Annotated in this window: 15 protein-coding genes and 1 pseudogene; 5 read left to right on the top strand and 11 right to left on the bottom strand. The window is 68.8% G+C overall.

Features of this window, described 5'->3' with window-relative positions:
- Positions 1 to 40: 40 nt before the first annotated feature.
- The 5 genes from HD841_RS14530 (at position 41) to HD841_RS14510 (ending at position 4,356) form a co-directional block, all read left to right on the top strand.
- Positions 41 to 553: an RNA polymerase sigma factor gene (locus HD841_RS14530; RefSeq protein WP_179509597.1), complete on the top strand. Its 513-nt coding sequence runs from the start codon at positions 41 to 43 to the stop codon at positions 551 to 553.
- Complete coding sequence (locus tag HD841_RS14525) at positions 550 to 1,554, top strand: FecR family protein (RefSeq protein ID WP_179509596.1); 1,005 nt, start codon at positions 550 to 552, stop codon at positions 1,552 to 1,554. The genes HD841_RS14530 and HD841_RS14525 overlap by 4 nt, the downstream gene beginning before the upstream one ends.
- The gene (locus tag HD841_RS14520) at positions 1,527 to 2,066 is read left to right on the top strand and encodes an SWIB/MDM2 domain-containing protein (RefSeq protein WP_373563032.1); all 540 of its coding nucleotides are present in this window, start codon (positions 1,527 to 1,529) and stop codon (positions 2,064 to 2,066) included. The genes HD841_RS14525 and HD841_RS14520 overlap by 28 nt, the downstream gene beginning before the upstream one ends.
- 52 nt (positions 2,067 to 2,118) lie before the next feature.
- On the top strand, positions 2,119 to 3,660 hold the full coding sequence (locus tag HD841_RS14515; protein WP_373563031.1) for a CYTH and CHAD domain-containing protein: 1,542 nt from the start codon (positions 2,119 to 2,121) through the stop codon (positions 3,658 to 3,660).
- Positions 3,661 to 3,750: 90 nt separating this feature from the next.
- The gene (locus tag HD841_RS14510; protein ID WP_373563030.1) at positions 3,751 to 4,356 is read left to right on the top strand and encodes a TMEM175 family protein; all 606 of its coding nucleotides are present in this window, start codon (positions 3,751 to 3,753) and stop codon (positions 4,354 to 4,356) included.
- Positions 4,357 to 4,369: 13 nt separating this feature from the next.
- Here HD841_RS14510 and HD841_RS14505 read toward each other — a convergent pair whose 3' ends face one another.
- The 11 genes and pseudogenes from HD841_RS14505 to HD841_RS14455 form a co-directional block, all read right to left on the bottom strand.
- Positions 4,370 to 5,068, bottom strand: a complete 699-nt coding sequence (locus HD841_RS14505; protein ID WP_179509595.1) for a YoaK family protein — start codon at positions 5,066 to 5,068, stop codon at positions 4,370 to 4,372.
- Between the two features lie 10 nt (positions 5,069 to 5,078).
- Positions 5,079 to 6,491: an alginate export family protein gene (locus HD841_RS14500; RefSeq protein ID WP_218845584.1), complete on the bottom strand. Its 1,413-nt coding sequence runs from the start codon at positions 6,489 to 6,491 to the stop codon at positions 5,079 to 5,081.
- A 1-nt stretch (position 6,492) separates the two neighbouring features.
- Positions 6,493 to 6,921: a DoxX family protein gene (locus HD841_RS14495; protein WP_179509593.1), complete on the bottom strand. Its 429-nt coding sequence runs from the start codon at positions 6,919 to 6,921 to the stop codon at positions 6,493 to 6,495.
- Positions 6,921 to 7,817, bottom strand: coding sequence for a VOC family protein (locus HD841_RS14490; protein ID WP_373563029.1), 897 nt, complete (start codon positions 7,815 to 7,817; stop codon positions 6,921 to 6,923). The genes HD841_RS14495 and HD841_RS14490 overlap by 1 nt, the downstream gene beginning before the upstream one ends.
- 22 nt (positions 7,818 to 7,839) lie before the next feature.
- Positions 7,840 to 9,684 (bottom strand): annotated as a pseudogene (locus tag HD841_RS14485) (amidohydrolase).
- An 80-nt stretch (positions 9,685 to 9,764) separates the two neighbouring features.
- Positions 9,765 to 10,007 (bottom strand): DUF1427 family protein, encoded by a 243-nt coding sequence (locus HD841_RS14480; RefSeq protein ID WP_179509591.1) that lies wholly within the window; start codon positions 10,005 to 10,007, stop codon positions 9,765 to 9,767.
- A gap of 27 nt (positions 10,008 to 10,034) precedes the next feature.
- The gene (locus tag HD841_RS14475; protein ID WP_179509590.1) at positions 10,035 to 10,871 is read right to left on the bottom strand and encodes an alpha/beta fold hydrolase; all 837 of its coding nucleotides are present in this window, start codon (positions 10,869 to 10,871) and stop codon (positions 10,035 to 10,037) included.
- A 65-nt stretch (positions 10,872 to 10,936) separates the two neighbouring features.
- Entirely contained in the window at positions 10,937 to 11,599 is a 663-nt protein-coding gene (locus HD841_RS14470) for a hydrolase (protein WP_179509589.1), read from the bottom strand.
- Between the two features lie 52 nt (positions 11,600 to 11,651).
- On the bottom strand, positions 11,652 to 12,206 hold the full coding sequence (locus tag HD841_RS14465; protein ID WP_179509588.1) for a helix-turn-helix domain-containing protein: 555 nt from the start codon (positions 12,204 to 12,206) through the stop codon (positions 11,652 to 11,654).
- Positions 12,207 to 12,340: 134 nt separating this feature from the next.
- The gene (locus tag HD841_RS14460) at positions 12,341 to 12,988 is read right to left on the bottom strand and encodes a response regulator transcription factor (RefSeq protein WP_179509741.1); all 648 of its coding nucleotides are present in this window, start codon (positions 12,986 to 12,988) and stop codon (positions 12,341 to 12,343) included.
- Positions 12,989 to 13,038: 50 nt separating this feature from the next.
- On the bottom strand, positions 13,039 to 13,620 hold the full coding sequence (locus HD841_RS14455) for a M17 family peptidase N-terminal domain-containing protein (protein WP_179509587.1): 582 nt from the start codon (positions 13,618 to 13,620) through the stop codon (positions 13,039 to 13,041).
- Positions 13,621 to 13,649: the final 29 nt, after the last annotated feature.

Raw genomic sequence — 13,649 nt, 5'->3', positions numbered from 1 at the left:
CCCGGATGCCGTGCTGCTCGCTCTACCGTCCAGGTGTGCGATGACCGATGTGGGCGCAATGCTGGCCGCGGCGCACGGCCGCCTGATCGCCTACGCGCGCCGTCGCCTCCGCGATCCGGACCAGGCAGGAGATGTAGTGCAGGAAACGATGATGCGTGTGATCGAACAGCACCAGCGACAGGGTATCGACCAGCCCGTTGCCTACGCCTTCCGCGTCGCCGATTCGGTGATCTACGCTGGCGCGCGCGGCGCGCGCCGGTCGTACGAGCCGGTCGATGTCGATCTGGTCTGCGACATGCCACTTCCCGATACGTTGCTCGACTATCGTCAGCGTTTTGAACGGTTCGAACGCGCGCTCGCCACGCTGCCGCCACAGCGCCGCACCGCATTCATCAAGCGTCATATCGACGGCCAGTCGCGTGCCGAAATCGCCGCGGACATGGGCATCAGCGTCGAGGCGGTGAAGAAACATCTGGTTCGTGCGATGATCGATCTTTCCGGTTGTATCGACGACGATGGCTTGCTCCCGTCGCGCCCGGGACCGCGCGCATGACCGAAGATCACGCGGCGATCGTGACGGAGGCGGCCGATTGGGCGGATCGGTGGGACGAACTGACTGCCGCCGACCGCGCGGCGTTGGCAACCTGGCTTGCAGTGTCGCCGACGCATGCTGCCGCGTTCGATGCGATGCGGAGGCTGCTCGGTGACACTGCGCTGGTCGAGGCAGCTGCGCGGCAAACTGGCAGCGATCCTGTGCCGATACGGGCCGTGGGTCGGCGTCCCTGGCTGCGCCAGCACCGTGGGATCCATCGTGAGCGGCGATGGCTGGCCGCCGGAGCTACGGCCATGACGGCGGCGGCGCTCGCTTTTGCCTTACCGATCGGCTGGCTCGGGACGCCACCGCCCGCCGCGCGCGTTGAGCAGACGGTCTACGCGAGTGCAACCGGTGTCCGACGGCAATTACGCCTGCCCGACGGATCGGCCATGGCGCTCGATGCCGCATCGAAGGTAGCGATCGCCTTCCGGGACGACGCCCGGATGCTCGATCTCCTGCACGGTGCCGCGCGTTTCGAGGTGCGTCACGACGCTATTCGGCCGTTTACCGTCGTAACACCTGATGCGCGCATGACCGCGCTCGGCACCAACTTCGCCGTTGATCATGCTGGCACGGTCAGCACCTTGCACGTCTTCCGCGGCCGTGTCCGGCTGCTCGTGGCAGGCGCCGCACCTGTTGTCGTCACGGGCGGCGGCTGGGCGAACGTACACGCCGGCCGCATCGTCATCGGCCGCTTCGATGCGAAGACCTACCGTGGCTGGCAGGACGATTGGTTGGAGGGTGACGCGATGCGGCTCGATGCCGCGCTTGCCCAGCTTAGTCGCTATTCCCCGCAGCCAATCCGCGTCGCCGATCCGCGTTTAGCCGCCGAGCCGGTCGCCGGCCGTTTTCGCCTCGACACTCCACGCCGCAGTGCCATGCAGATCGGCGCCTTGTTTGATCTGTTGCTGGAGGAGCGCGGGGGGACGCTGTGGCTGGAGCGGAAACACGAATCCTGAACGAAGCGACACAGGCCGCTATCGGCGTGCGCGAGAAGCGACGGGCCAGGGCGCCGGTGCGTTCGTTGGCGCGAGACCCTTGCCGCGCGGTCTTTCGCGCAGGTGGCGATGAACTTCGTGGCCGCATGGTCGTTGCTGTTCCTACACCGAGATTCGAAGGGGAACAGTCGATGGCACGCACGGCAGAAAAACGCGGCAAGGATGAGACCGCCGCAGCGGAGAAGAAGGTCAAGGCGACCGGCAAGCCGGCGAGCGGCGCGCGGGGCGGCATCACCGCCCCGGTGACGCCGTCCGAGGACCTCGCGGAGATCGTCGGCAAAAAGGATTTGCCGCGCAGCGAGGTGGTCAAGAAGGTCTGGGACTATATCAAGAAGAACGATCTGCAGGATGCCAAGGATCGCCGGCAGATCAACGCGGACGACAAGCTCGAGAAGATCTTCGGCAAGAAGTCGGCGAGCATGTTCGAGATGAACAGGCATTTGAGCGCGCATCTCACCGCCAATAAGGACTGACGTTGCAGGGCGCCGGCACTGTGCCGGCGCCCCACCGTGCAGGGGTGAATGGGTGAAGGACAGGAAGCAGCGTTTCTGCCGCGCGGGCAAAAATGCGATTGACGGGACGCCGATCGCGTCGGCGCAAGACGAGTTCGAGCTGAAGTTGGAGGTCGGCCCAACCGGCGTCGCGGCGCTTCTTGGCGCTGCGCCGTTCAACCGCCCGGATGCGGAGGATCGGCAGCAGGACTCCGTCTATTTCGACACGCCGGACGAGGCGCTGCGCAAGGCGGGTTTCTCGTTGCGTATCCGGTCAATCGGTGAACGACGGGTGCAGACGGTTAAGGCGTCTGGTGTAGAAGCGGCGGGCTTGTTTGTCCGTCCGGAGTGGGAATGCGACATCGATGGCGATACGCCGGTGCTGTCCGGTGGCGAAACGCCGTTGCAGGGGCTGATACCCGACGCGGCGTTGGCGCAGATCGCGCCGGTGTTCCGGGTGCAGGTCATCCGGCGCACCGTGCTGGTCGAGCGCGACGAGGCCCTGGTCGAGGTGGTTCTGGACCGGGGCGAGGTCATCGCGAAGACCGGGTCGGCGGCGATCCACGAACTCGAACTCGAGCTCAAGAAGGGCAATCCGGCGGCGCTGTTCGCGCTTGCTCGCGACTTCGACGCATTGGCGCCCGTGCGGCTGGGCGTCCTGAGCAAGTCGGAGCGCGGGTATCTGCTCGGACGGTCGGCGGCAGCCAAGCCGGTCAAGACCGCGCCGCTGGTGCTCGACCCGGCGACGACGACCAGGCACGGCTTCCAGGCGATCGCCGGCGCCTGCCTGCGCCAGTTCCGCCTCAACGAGGCGATCCTCATCGGCACGGGTGATGCCGGTGCGCTGCATCAGGCGCGGGTATCGCTGCGTCGGCTGCGCTCCGCGCTGTCGACGTTCAAGACCATCGTTGAGGACGATCGGTTCGACGATCTTCGTGCCGAGCTGCGGTGGATCGCCGCCACGCTGGGTGAAGCGCGCAACATCGATGTCCTGCTGGAGAAACTGCCCGGCAAGACGGCGGCCAAGCCGCTCGAGGCGGCGCGGGAGAGGGCCTATGCCGACGTGCAGGCCGCCCTGCGCTCCGATCGTCTCCGCAGGCTGATGCTCGATCTCACCGAATGGCTGGCCATCGGACCGTGGACCACCGATCCCGATCGCGCGGACGCCCGGGATCAGCCGCTTGCGGCCTTCGCTGCCAAGGCGCTCAGCAAGCACCGGCGCCGGCTCAAGCGGCTCGGCCGCGGACTGGCGACGATCAGCGACGAAAAGCGGCACGAGGCTCGGATCGAAGCCAAGAAGCTGCGCTATGCCACCGAGTTCTTCGGCAGCCTCTTCACCTCCGACACGTCGGCCAAACGCCAGAAGACGTTCCACAAGCGGCTGGCGGCGCTGCAATCCCATCTCGGTGATCTCAACGACATGGCGACCGCGCCGATCGTGCTCGCCGAACTCGGCCTCGTCGGCACCGAGACCGAAGCCGCGTTGCAGCCGGACCTCTCGCGAAAAGGCGCGCTGATCAAGAAGGCGGCGAAGGCGCACGAGGTCTTGATGACGGGCAAGCGCTTCTGGCAATGACCGCACGTCCGGCGCGCTGATCCCGATCGTCGCTCCACGGGCGCTCCGCCGCCGGCGGGGCCGGGGACGGCGAAGGCGGAGGACGCGACAGTGATCAGGCGGGCCATCGGCAAGGGGCGGATCGAGGCGTTCAGCGACGGCGTGATCGCGATCATCATCACGATCATGGTGCTGGAGCTGAAGGTGCCGCACGGTACCGGCTTCGCCGATCTGCTGCCGGCGGTGCCGGTGCTGCTGAGCTATGCGCTCAGTTTCGTCTATGTCGGCATCTACTGGAACAACCACCATCATCTGTTCCAGGCGGCGCGCGGGGTGAGCGGGCCGATCATGTGGGCCAATCTCCATTTGCTGTTCTGGATGTCGCTGATCCCCTTCGTCACCAGCTGGATCGGCGAGACCCGCAATGCAGTGGCGCCGGTGGCGAGCTACGGCATCATCCTGCTGATGACCGCCATCGCCTACCAGTTGCTGGCGACCATGCTCGCGCGCCACGACGGACCGGGATCGCGGCTGGCGACCGCGATCGGGCATGATCGCAAGGGCTGGCTGTCGATCGTCCTCTACGCGCTCGGCGTCGTCCTGTCGCTCGCCTGGCCCGATCTCGGCATCGCCGCCTATGTCGCGGTGGCGCTGTTCTGGTTCATCCCCGACCGGCGCGTCGAGCGAGTGCTTTCGGAGGGGGAGGAGCCGGCCTGACCGCCGGACCGGTTCATGCGACGCTGCGCGGATCGGGTGCGAGGCGCAGCGCGCAGGCGGCCGTCCCGATGAGGATGAGCGCGCCGGCCGCGGCGAGCGGCGCGACGATGCCGAAGCGGAAGAGCAGCGCCGCGCCGATCGCCGCGCCGAGGAAGATGGCGACGACCGCGCCGATCCTGCGGCCCCAGTTCGGATTGCCGCCGCCGGCCGCCAGCGAGTCCGCACCCAGCCCGGTCAGCGTCAGCGTCAGCACAGTGGTGGTCAAATCGGCAACCTTGAGCTGGCGGATCGTCGCATTGCGGAACCCCATCGCGACCGCGGTCAAAGCGATGATCGCGACCATGCGCCACTCGGGCGCCATCGCCTGATGATCATAGCCGATGCCGACGCCCGCCGCCGCCCATAACAGCGCCGTTTCGAACACCGCGGCGCCGAGCAGCCAGCGGCGCTCCGAGCCGCCGGCCTGCCGCCGTCCCGCGCGTCCACCGACGAGCGCGCCCGCCAGGAAGAAGGCGATGCCGATCAGATAGGGCGCGACCCTGAATCCGGGTGCGCCGCTCGCCGCGAAGCCGAGGAAGACGACGTTGCCGGTCATGTTGGCGGTGAAGACGCGGCCGAGGCCAAGCACGCTCGCGGCATCCACCAGGCCGGTGGTCACCGACAGCAGCAGCAGGAGCGGTACGCGCGGGTCCGAAGTGCGGGTGGCGGTCATGGCTATTCCTTCAGAAGCGAACGTTCGCCTCGACGCCGAGCAGCCCGATCGTCCGGGCGGCGCCGGTCTGACGGATGAAGCCGCCCGGCGCGAAGGCGGACAAGGAGGACGATAGTTCGAGTTCGGGCGTCGCCTGCCAGGCCAGCGTGGCTTCGACCTGTTTGCCGATGAAGCGGGCACGCGATGCGCCGGGCGCGCGGATCAGGGTGCCGGGAATGTCGTAGACCCCGTCGCCGCGCGACTGCCGCCAATAGGCCATGGCGGCGAGGCTCGCCGAGACGCCGCTGCCGAGGACGAGGGCGGTGCGCGGATTGACGCTGATGATGTTAGTGGGGCCGACCGGCGACAGCTCACCGAAATACTTGCCCTTCGGGAACAGGGCGTTGAACGTGCCGAGCCGACCGTCGCCGGCGCGGCGATCGCCGCTGACCACGTTGACGCGCAGCACCGCATCGGGCGTGAAGCGGGCGGCGGCGAAGCGGCGGCCGATCTCGCTGGCGATCGTCCACGCGCCGATCCTGGCGCCGGCGAAGCGGCCGGATTGTGCGACGCCCTCCATGTTCCAGTGCCAGCCGCCGGTGTCGCCATGGACGCGCGCACCAATGCTGTGCCGTCGTTCATCCCCGGTCACCGCGGCGAAGGTCGCGGCGGTGTTGCGATAGGCGAGATAATAGAGGTCCACCCCGGCGGGCCCGAGCGGGATGGTGGCATAGGCGCCGTGGAGCGATCGGCTGCGCGAGCGGCGATCGTCGACGCTGCCCGTGCCCGCCTGCACCGGCCGCACCGCCAGCAGATCGACGCGCGCGCCGGGCAGCGACACGATCGCGCGCGCGCCGTCGAACGCCAGCGGCACGTTCGGCCCGTAGCGCGTGCCGATCAGCCGCTCGCTGCCGAAGGACAGCATCTGGCGGCCGGCGCGCACCGTCACCCCGGCCTGATCCGTTGCGCCGGTCTCGGCCGCACCGAACCGGACGTCGGCGAATCCTTGCAGCAGGTCGGTGCGGGTCTCGTCCACCGGTCCTGCCGACGGTGCGACGCCGATCGCATAGGCGGCGATCGGCTGGACGAAGCCGCGCACCCGGCCGACGTGCAGATCCGCATAGGGCAGCGCGCGCAGCCAGAGGTAACCGTCATCCGCCGCCGCAGCGGCGCCCCAGAGGGCGTTGCGGTAGGTCTCGTTGCGGGCGCGCAGCTCGATGCCGGTGCTGAGATAGGCGCCGTTGCCGCCCAGCGGGATGTATTTGAACCGCTCGGTCCAGCGGCCGTCGCGCGCCGCCGGGTCGGCGAGGCGCTGCCAGGGTTCGTCGTAGCGGACGATGGTCAAGGTCGGCGCCTGCCACGCCTCGGTCGCAACCGGGGGCGCGGCGCCCGGCCCGGTCTGCGCGGCGGCCGGTGCGGCCCAGACCGACACGGCCACCGCCAGCCTACGCACGCCGTCCCGCCTGCTGCGCGACCAGCGCCGCCAGCACGAACCCGCCGATCAGCCCGAGATGCTCGAAGAAGGCATTGGTCGCGGCGAATCGCTCCGCACCTGCCGGCATCGTCCAGAAGGCGTTGGCGGTGATCGCGGCCAGCAGCGTGAACACGCCGAGCATACCCGCGCCGAGCCACACCAGCCGCCCCGACAGGATCAGCAGCGGTCCGATCAGCTCCACCGCAATCGTCACCGCCGCCCATACGGCCGGCGGCGCCAGGCCGAAATGGGCCTGCTCTGCCACCGCGCCGGGCCAGTCGGCCAGCTTGACGACCCCACCGAGCAGATAGGCGCCGACGAGCGCCAGCCGCGCGAGGAAACCGGTCAACCGATGGTCGAGGATCGCGACGACGAACGCAGGCGCGGGAGAGGCGGCCATCAGCGGGTCACGGGCGCATGGATCTCGGCGATATAGCCGCCGGGGAAGCGGACCATCGCCGACTGGCGATCGCCCGCGCCATGCGCCGGCACCAGCGTCTCGACCCCGGCGGCGGCCGCCCTGGCCAGCGTGCCGCGCAAATCGGCGACGGTATAGCCCGTCACCTCGTGGCCATAGGGCCATGGCAGCTGCCCGTCCGACACGATCACCAGCATGTCGCCATAGCCGGAGGTGAGCCGCACCCGGCGATAGATCTTGCCCGGCTGGCCGATATCGGCGCCGTCGGCCGCCTTGTTGTCCTCGACCACCGTGACATGGGCGTAGCCGCCCCAGCTCGCGAGGAAGGCATCCGCCGCGTCCGCGGTCAGATAGACGCGGTTCTCCGGGATCGTCGCCAGCGGGGCGTAGCGCGGCCTGGTGGTGTGCCAGTAGAGCTGCATGTTGACGCCGCCCGGCCATTGAACGACGACATCGCGACCGATCGGGTCGGGAAAGCTGGTGATCAGCCGTACCGCGCCATGCTTCACCGCGGCGGCCACCGCGGCATCGAGGTCGGTCACCAGATAGCCCGTGCGTTCGTGCCCGAACGGATAGGGGATCGGCGTCAGGAAGCCGAACCCGGACACCGAGCCGGCCGGCGTGAGCGCGAGCTGCGACTTGGTCTTGCTGGGCGTCGGCGTGACCTGGAACTGGCCCTGCGGGGTCAATTTGCCGCCGAACGTCGCGACGAAGCTCGCCATGAACGCATCATATTGGTCCGGCGCCACATAGACGTGCGTGGTGTCATATTGCGCGCCGACCGCGAAATCGGGGGTGCTTGCGGTCCGGGCGGCGCTGGGTGCGACGGGGGCAGCGCCGATCAGCGCGGCGCCGAGCAGCAGGGCGATGGTCTTCACGAACGGTCTCCTCATCGGTGGATCAGACGGCCCAGCAGCCGCAGCCGAGCGCGCCCCAGAAGGTCTGGACATCGGCCGACGGCGCCTGCGCGCCGAGCGCCGCGGCATGATCGTGGCCGTGGACGCCGCAGGCGGCGGCGCATCCGCAGGCGCTGGCCAGCCTCGCCGATGCGGCGGGATCGCGGTGGTAGCCGCCGAAGGTCGCGACCGGCGATCAGTCGGGCATGGGGCGGGGCAGCGCCGGGGCGAGCGGGGCATATTCGCCCTCGCCATGGACCACCGTGCCGCCGAGCAGCGTCAGCACCGCGCGCAGGTGCGGAATGTCGCTCTCCGGCACGCTGAGGTAATCGCCCGACAGGATCGCCAGATCGGCGAGCTGGCCGACCTTGATCTGGCCCTTCTTGCCGACCTCGCTGGAGAACCAGGTGTTCTCGTGCGTCCACATCGCCAGCGCCTTCTCGCGGCTGACGCGGTTGCTGCCGGGGTACAGGCCGAGGCCGCCGACCGTCTTGCCGGTGACCAGCCAGTGCAGCGAGACCCAGGGATTGTAGCTTGCGACCCGCGTCGCGTCGGTGCCGGCACCCACCGGAATGCCGGCGGCGATCATCCGGCCGATCGGCGGCGTGCGCTCGGCCGCGGCATGGCCGTAGCGTTCGACGAAATATTCGCCCTGATAGGCCATGCGGTGCTGCACGGCGATGCCGCCGCCGAGCGCCGCGATCCGGTCGATGTTGCGGTCGCTGATCGTCTCGGCATGGTCGAAGAACCAGTTGATGCCGGTGAACGGGATATCGCGGGCGACCTTCTCGTACACGTCGAGCGCGCGGCCGATCGTCTGGTCGTAGGTGGCGTGCAGGCGCCAAGGCCATTTGTGTTCGGCGAGCAGGCGGATCACCGGCTCCAGGTCGCCTTCCATGCTCGGCGGCATGTCGGGACGCGCGACGCGGAAGTCCTCGAAATCGGCCGCCGAATAGACCAGCATCTCGCCGGCGCCATTGTGGCGGTAGGTGTCGTCGCCTTGCCCCGGCGTCACCTGGCCGACCCAGCCGGTGAAGTCGGCCAGTTCCTCCTTGGGCTTCTGGGTGAACAGATTGTAGCTGATCCGCAGCGTCAGCTGCCCGTCGGCGTGGAGCTTGCCGATGATGTCGTAATCGTCGGGATAGTTCTGGAAGCCGCCGCCGGCATCGATCACGCCGGTCACGCCGAGGCTGTTCATCTCGCGCATGAAATGGCGGGTCGAGTTGAGCTGGTATTCGGGCGGCAGCTTCGGCCCCTTGGCGAGCGTCGCGTAGAGGATCGTCGCATTGGGCTGCGCCAGCAGCAGCCCGGTCGGGTTGCCGGCGGCGTCGCGGACGATCTCGCCGCCGGGCGGGTTGGGCGTGTCCCTGGTATAGCCGACGACGCGCAGCGCGGCCGCGTTGAGCAGCGCGCGGTCGTAGAGGTGCAGGATGAAGACGGGCGTGTCGGGCGCCACCGCATTCAGCTCGGCGAGCGTCGGCAGACGCTTTTCGGCGAATTGATGCTCGGTGAAGCCGCCGACGACGCGCACCCACTGCGGCGCGGGCGTGTTGGCGACCTGCTGCGCGAGCATCGCCATCGCGTCCGCCAGCGTGGGCACGCCATCCCAGCGCAATTCCATGTTATAGTTCAGCCCGCCGCGGATGATGTGCATGTGGCTGTCGATCAGGCCCGGAATGACACGGCGGCCGCCGGCGTCGATCACCCGCGCCTGCGGCGCGGCGGCGCGCACCTCCGCCTCGCTGCCGACCGCGAGGAAGGCGCCGTCGCGGATGGCGATCGCCTGCGCCTGTGGATTCTGCCGGTCGAGCGTCGTGACCCTGGCGTTGACGATGATGGTGTCGGTCATGGCGGAGGTCCTTGCGGCGAAGAGAGGCGCGGCGATCGCGCTGGCGGCGATGCCGGCGATGGTCTGGCGCCGGGTGGCGATCATGCCCGACGGTCGCCCGGCAGCTTGCCGAGCACATGGTGGGCGCTCTCGCCGCGCAGATAGGCGAGGGCAGCCGGAGCGGAGCCGAGCCGCTTGACCAGCGGCACCGCCTGTTCGCCCAGCAGGATGCCGAGCAGTCCGACCAGCGCGATCGCAGGCGGCGCCGGCGAACGGACGCCGAGAAGGCTGTAGATGACACCGACCAGCAGGCCGGCCCCGAGCGACAGAAGATAGGGTTTCATCACGATGTCCTTCCCGGCGTCGCGGGATCAGCCGCGCACGAAGGCGAGCAGATCGGGGTTGATGACGTCCGCGTTGACCGCCAGCATGCCGTGGCTGAAGCCCTGGTAGATCTTGAGCGTGGCGTTCGGCAGCAACTCGGCCTGTTTCAGAGCCGCATGCTGGTAGGGCACGACCTGATCGTCATCGCCCTGCAGCACGAGCACCGGCACCGTGATGGCCTTGAGGTCGTCGGTCTGGTCGGTTTCCGAAAAGGCGGCGATGCCGAGATAATGGGCCTGCGCGCTGCCCATCATGCCCTGGCGCCACCAATTGTCGATCACCGCCTGTTGGACGTCCGCCCCCGGACGGTTGAAGCCGTAGAAGGGGCCGGCGGCGAAATCGCGGAACATCGCGGCGCGGCCGGCGGCAAGGCCGGCGCGGATGCCGTCGAACACCGCCATCGGCAGGCCATCCGGATTGTTCGCGGTCTGCGCCATCAGCGGCGGCACCGAGCTGACCAGCACCGCCTTGGCCACCCGGCCCTGCGGCTGGCCGTGCCGGGCGACATAGCGCGCGACCTCGCCACCACCGGTGGAGTGCCCGATGTGGATGGCATTGGTGAGGCCGAGATGCTCGACCACCGCGGCGGCGTCCGCTGCATAATGGTCCATGTCGTGACCGCTGCCGATCTGGCTGGAGCGGCCGTGGCCGCGCCGATCGTGCGCGACGACGCGATAGCCCTGGTTGAGGAAGAACAGCATCTGCGTGTCCCAGTCGTCGGACGACAGGGGCCAGCCGTGATGGAAGACGATCGGTTGCGCGTCCCTGGCGCCCCAGTCCTTGTAGAAGATCTCGGCGCCATCGGCGGTCGTGACGTAGCTCATGGTACAGTCCCTTCGTTGCGAGGAGGAGAGGCGCGCGCGGGTGTGGCAGGCGCGCGCCGGGCCGGTCAGGCGTGGCCGCCTTCGGACGCGCCGAACATCGACTTGGCGTAGGTGACGCCGAGTCCGTAGGCACCGCCCCATGCCTTCGCGATGCCGGTGGTCGATCCATAGGTCGCGGTGCGCGCCCAATCGCGTTGCAGTTCGAGCAGATATTGCAGCGATGTCATCGGTTTGGCGCCGAGCTGGATCATCCGCTGCACGGCACGCTCATGCGCCTCGGCAGAGATGTCGCCGCAGGCGTCGGCGATGAAATAGCAGTCGAAGCCTTGATCGATCGCCGATGCCACCGGCCCGACGATGCAGACGCTGGTCCACAGGCCGGCGAAGACGATGCGCTGCTTACCGATGCGGTTGATCGCCTCGATCACCGCGGCGTCTTCCCAGGTGTTCATGCTGGTGCGGTCGAGCATCGCCTGGCCGTCGAATGCGGTGGTGATCTCGTCGAACATCGGCCCGGAGAAGCTCTTCTCGGCGACGGTGGTCAGGATGGTAGGCACGTCGAACGACTTGGCGGCGCGGCTGATCAGTGCGGCGTTGTTGCGCAGCAGTTCGGGCGCGATCGACTTGGTGGCAAAGGCCATCTGCGACTGGAAATCGATCAGCACCAGCGCGTGATCGGTGGGCGAGATCAGGGACTTGCCCGGTGTCGGGGTGGCAGTGATGGTCATTGGTGGTGAACTCCCGTTGGGTGGCTGGATTGCGGTGGCTTCGGAATGAGGCTCAGCGGCCCGTCTGCGCGCGGCGTCGCCAGGCGCGGGGCGATTCCCCCACCAGGCGGCGGAACAGCCGCGCGAGGTGGGACTGGTCGGCCAGCCCACAGGCACAGGCGATCGCGCTGAGGGGATCGTCGGTGTGGAGCATCAGCGCCTGGGCGCGGAGCACGCGGCGATGCATGAGATAGGCATGGGGCGTGTGGCCGGTGCTCGACTTGAACGCGCGGCAGAAATGCGCCGTGCTCAGCTGGGCGGCGGTGGCCATCGCCTCGACCGTGATCATCGTGCCGAGCTCGTCCTCGACGAGCGCGTAGACCCGCCGCACCTGCCAGGGCGCCAGACCACCCCGGATCGCGGGCGGCGGCGCCATGGCGATGCGGGCCGGATGACGGCCGGTGCGGTGCGTCGCCAGCAGCCCGGCAAGCTGATCGAGGCAAGCGCGGACGACGCCGGTCGCCTCCCGGTCGAGCGCGCCGCGCGCGGTGGCGACGAGCGTCACCGCGTCGGCGGCGGGCGGCGGAGGCCCGTCCGGTAGGGTAGTGCGGAAGGCGGTTTGCAACATTGCTCCGTGGCCCTTTGCAGGAAGTCCACGGAGCATAACGGAGGCGTTACGATCGCCTGCCACCCGGAAGAGGGGGATGGCGGACCTCTTTAGGAGGGGCCGGCTTCAGGAGGACGGGCGCCCGGGCGGTGGCGCTACAGCTCGATGATGCCGCGCTTCGCGGCGATCGTCACCGCATGCGTGCGATCGGAGGCGCCGAGCTTCAGGAAGATCATCTTCATATGCCCCTTCACCGTATCCTCGCTGATCTGCAGCCGGGCCGCGGCCTGCTTGTTCGAATTGCCCGCGGCGGCGAGCGCCAGCACCTCGATCTCGCGGGGGCTCAGCATGTCCTCGATCGCGTGAAAGGCAATGTCGGAGGCGACCGTGCCGTCGAGATGCTTGCCGCCGGCGTGCACCGAGCGGATCGCGTCGAGCAGTTCCTTGCGCAGCGTGTTCTTGAGCAGATAGCCCGATGCGCCGGCCCTCAGCGCGCGGAGAGCCTGCGCATCGCCGGCATAGGTGGTCAGCACCACGATCCGCGCATCCGGCCAGCGGTCGCGGATCGCGGAGATCGCCAGCACGCCGCCCATGCCGGGCATCTGCAAGTCCATTAGCACGATATCGGGACGATGATCGGCATAGAGGCCGATCGCCTCCTCGCCGGTCGCCGCCTCGGCGACGATGGTCAGATCGGCCTGGCCGCCGACGACCGCCTTCACGCCCTCCCGCAGGAAGGGATGATCGTCGACGATCATGATCCGGATCGGCATGGCGCTGTTCGGCACGTCGGGCTTGCTCATCTTGGCGGTGCAGGCGCCTGATGCGCTGCCAAGTGACTGGATCGCAAGGCTCATCGCGCCAGCCGTGCAAAGCCCTGACGAAAAACCGCGACGGTCGCGTCGAGATGCGTCGCGCCGGTGCAGAAGATCCAGTGCGTCAGCGCGCCGCGTCGCCCGTCACCCAGTCCGTCCAGCAGCCCGGCGAGCATCGCGTCGGACACGCCCGCAAGCCGGTCCGGGTGCAGGCCGCTGTCGAGCAGCCCCGGCGCAAAGCCCGCCGAGACGACGTCGAGCCGGACGGCTTCGCGCGCGGCACAGGCCAGCACGGTGCGCATCGTGTCCGGTCGCCACGGCCCGGGATCGCCGAGCCCCATCACCACGATCGATCCCGCGCGAACCGGCGGCTCCGGCGTCGACAGGGTGAGCATCGCCCCCAGGCCGCCGCTGAAGATCCCGTCGGCGCGCAGCCGCGTGATCGCACCGCCCAATGCACGGTCGAGATGGTCGAGGCCGCCGGCCGGCCGTTCCTGTCCCAACTCCCGTTCGAACATGCCGGCGATCGCCAGCGCGGCGTCGACCGTCACCGCGTCATGCGGCGCGACGCCGATCTCGACGCCGCCACAGGTTCCGATATGGGCGACATCGTCAGGCAAGCGGCTCATCCTCGGTCAAACGGTCCCAC

Origin of the sequence: Sphingomonas melonis (genome assembly GCF_013409985.1) — a bacterium.
In the GTDB taxonomy this organism is placed as follows: Bacteria; Pseudomonadota; Alphaproteobacteria; order Sphingomonadales; family Sphingomonadaceae; genus Sphingomonas; species Sphingomonas melonis_A.
The sequence above is the reverse complement of the archived record's forward strand: the minus strand, read 5'-3'. Positions and strand labels throughout refer to the sequence as shown.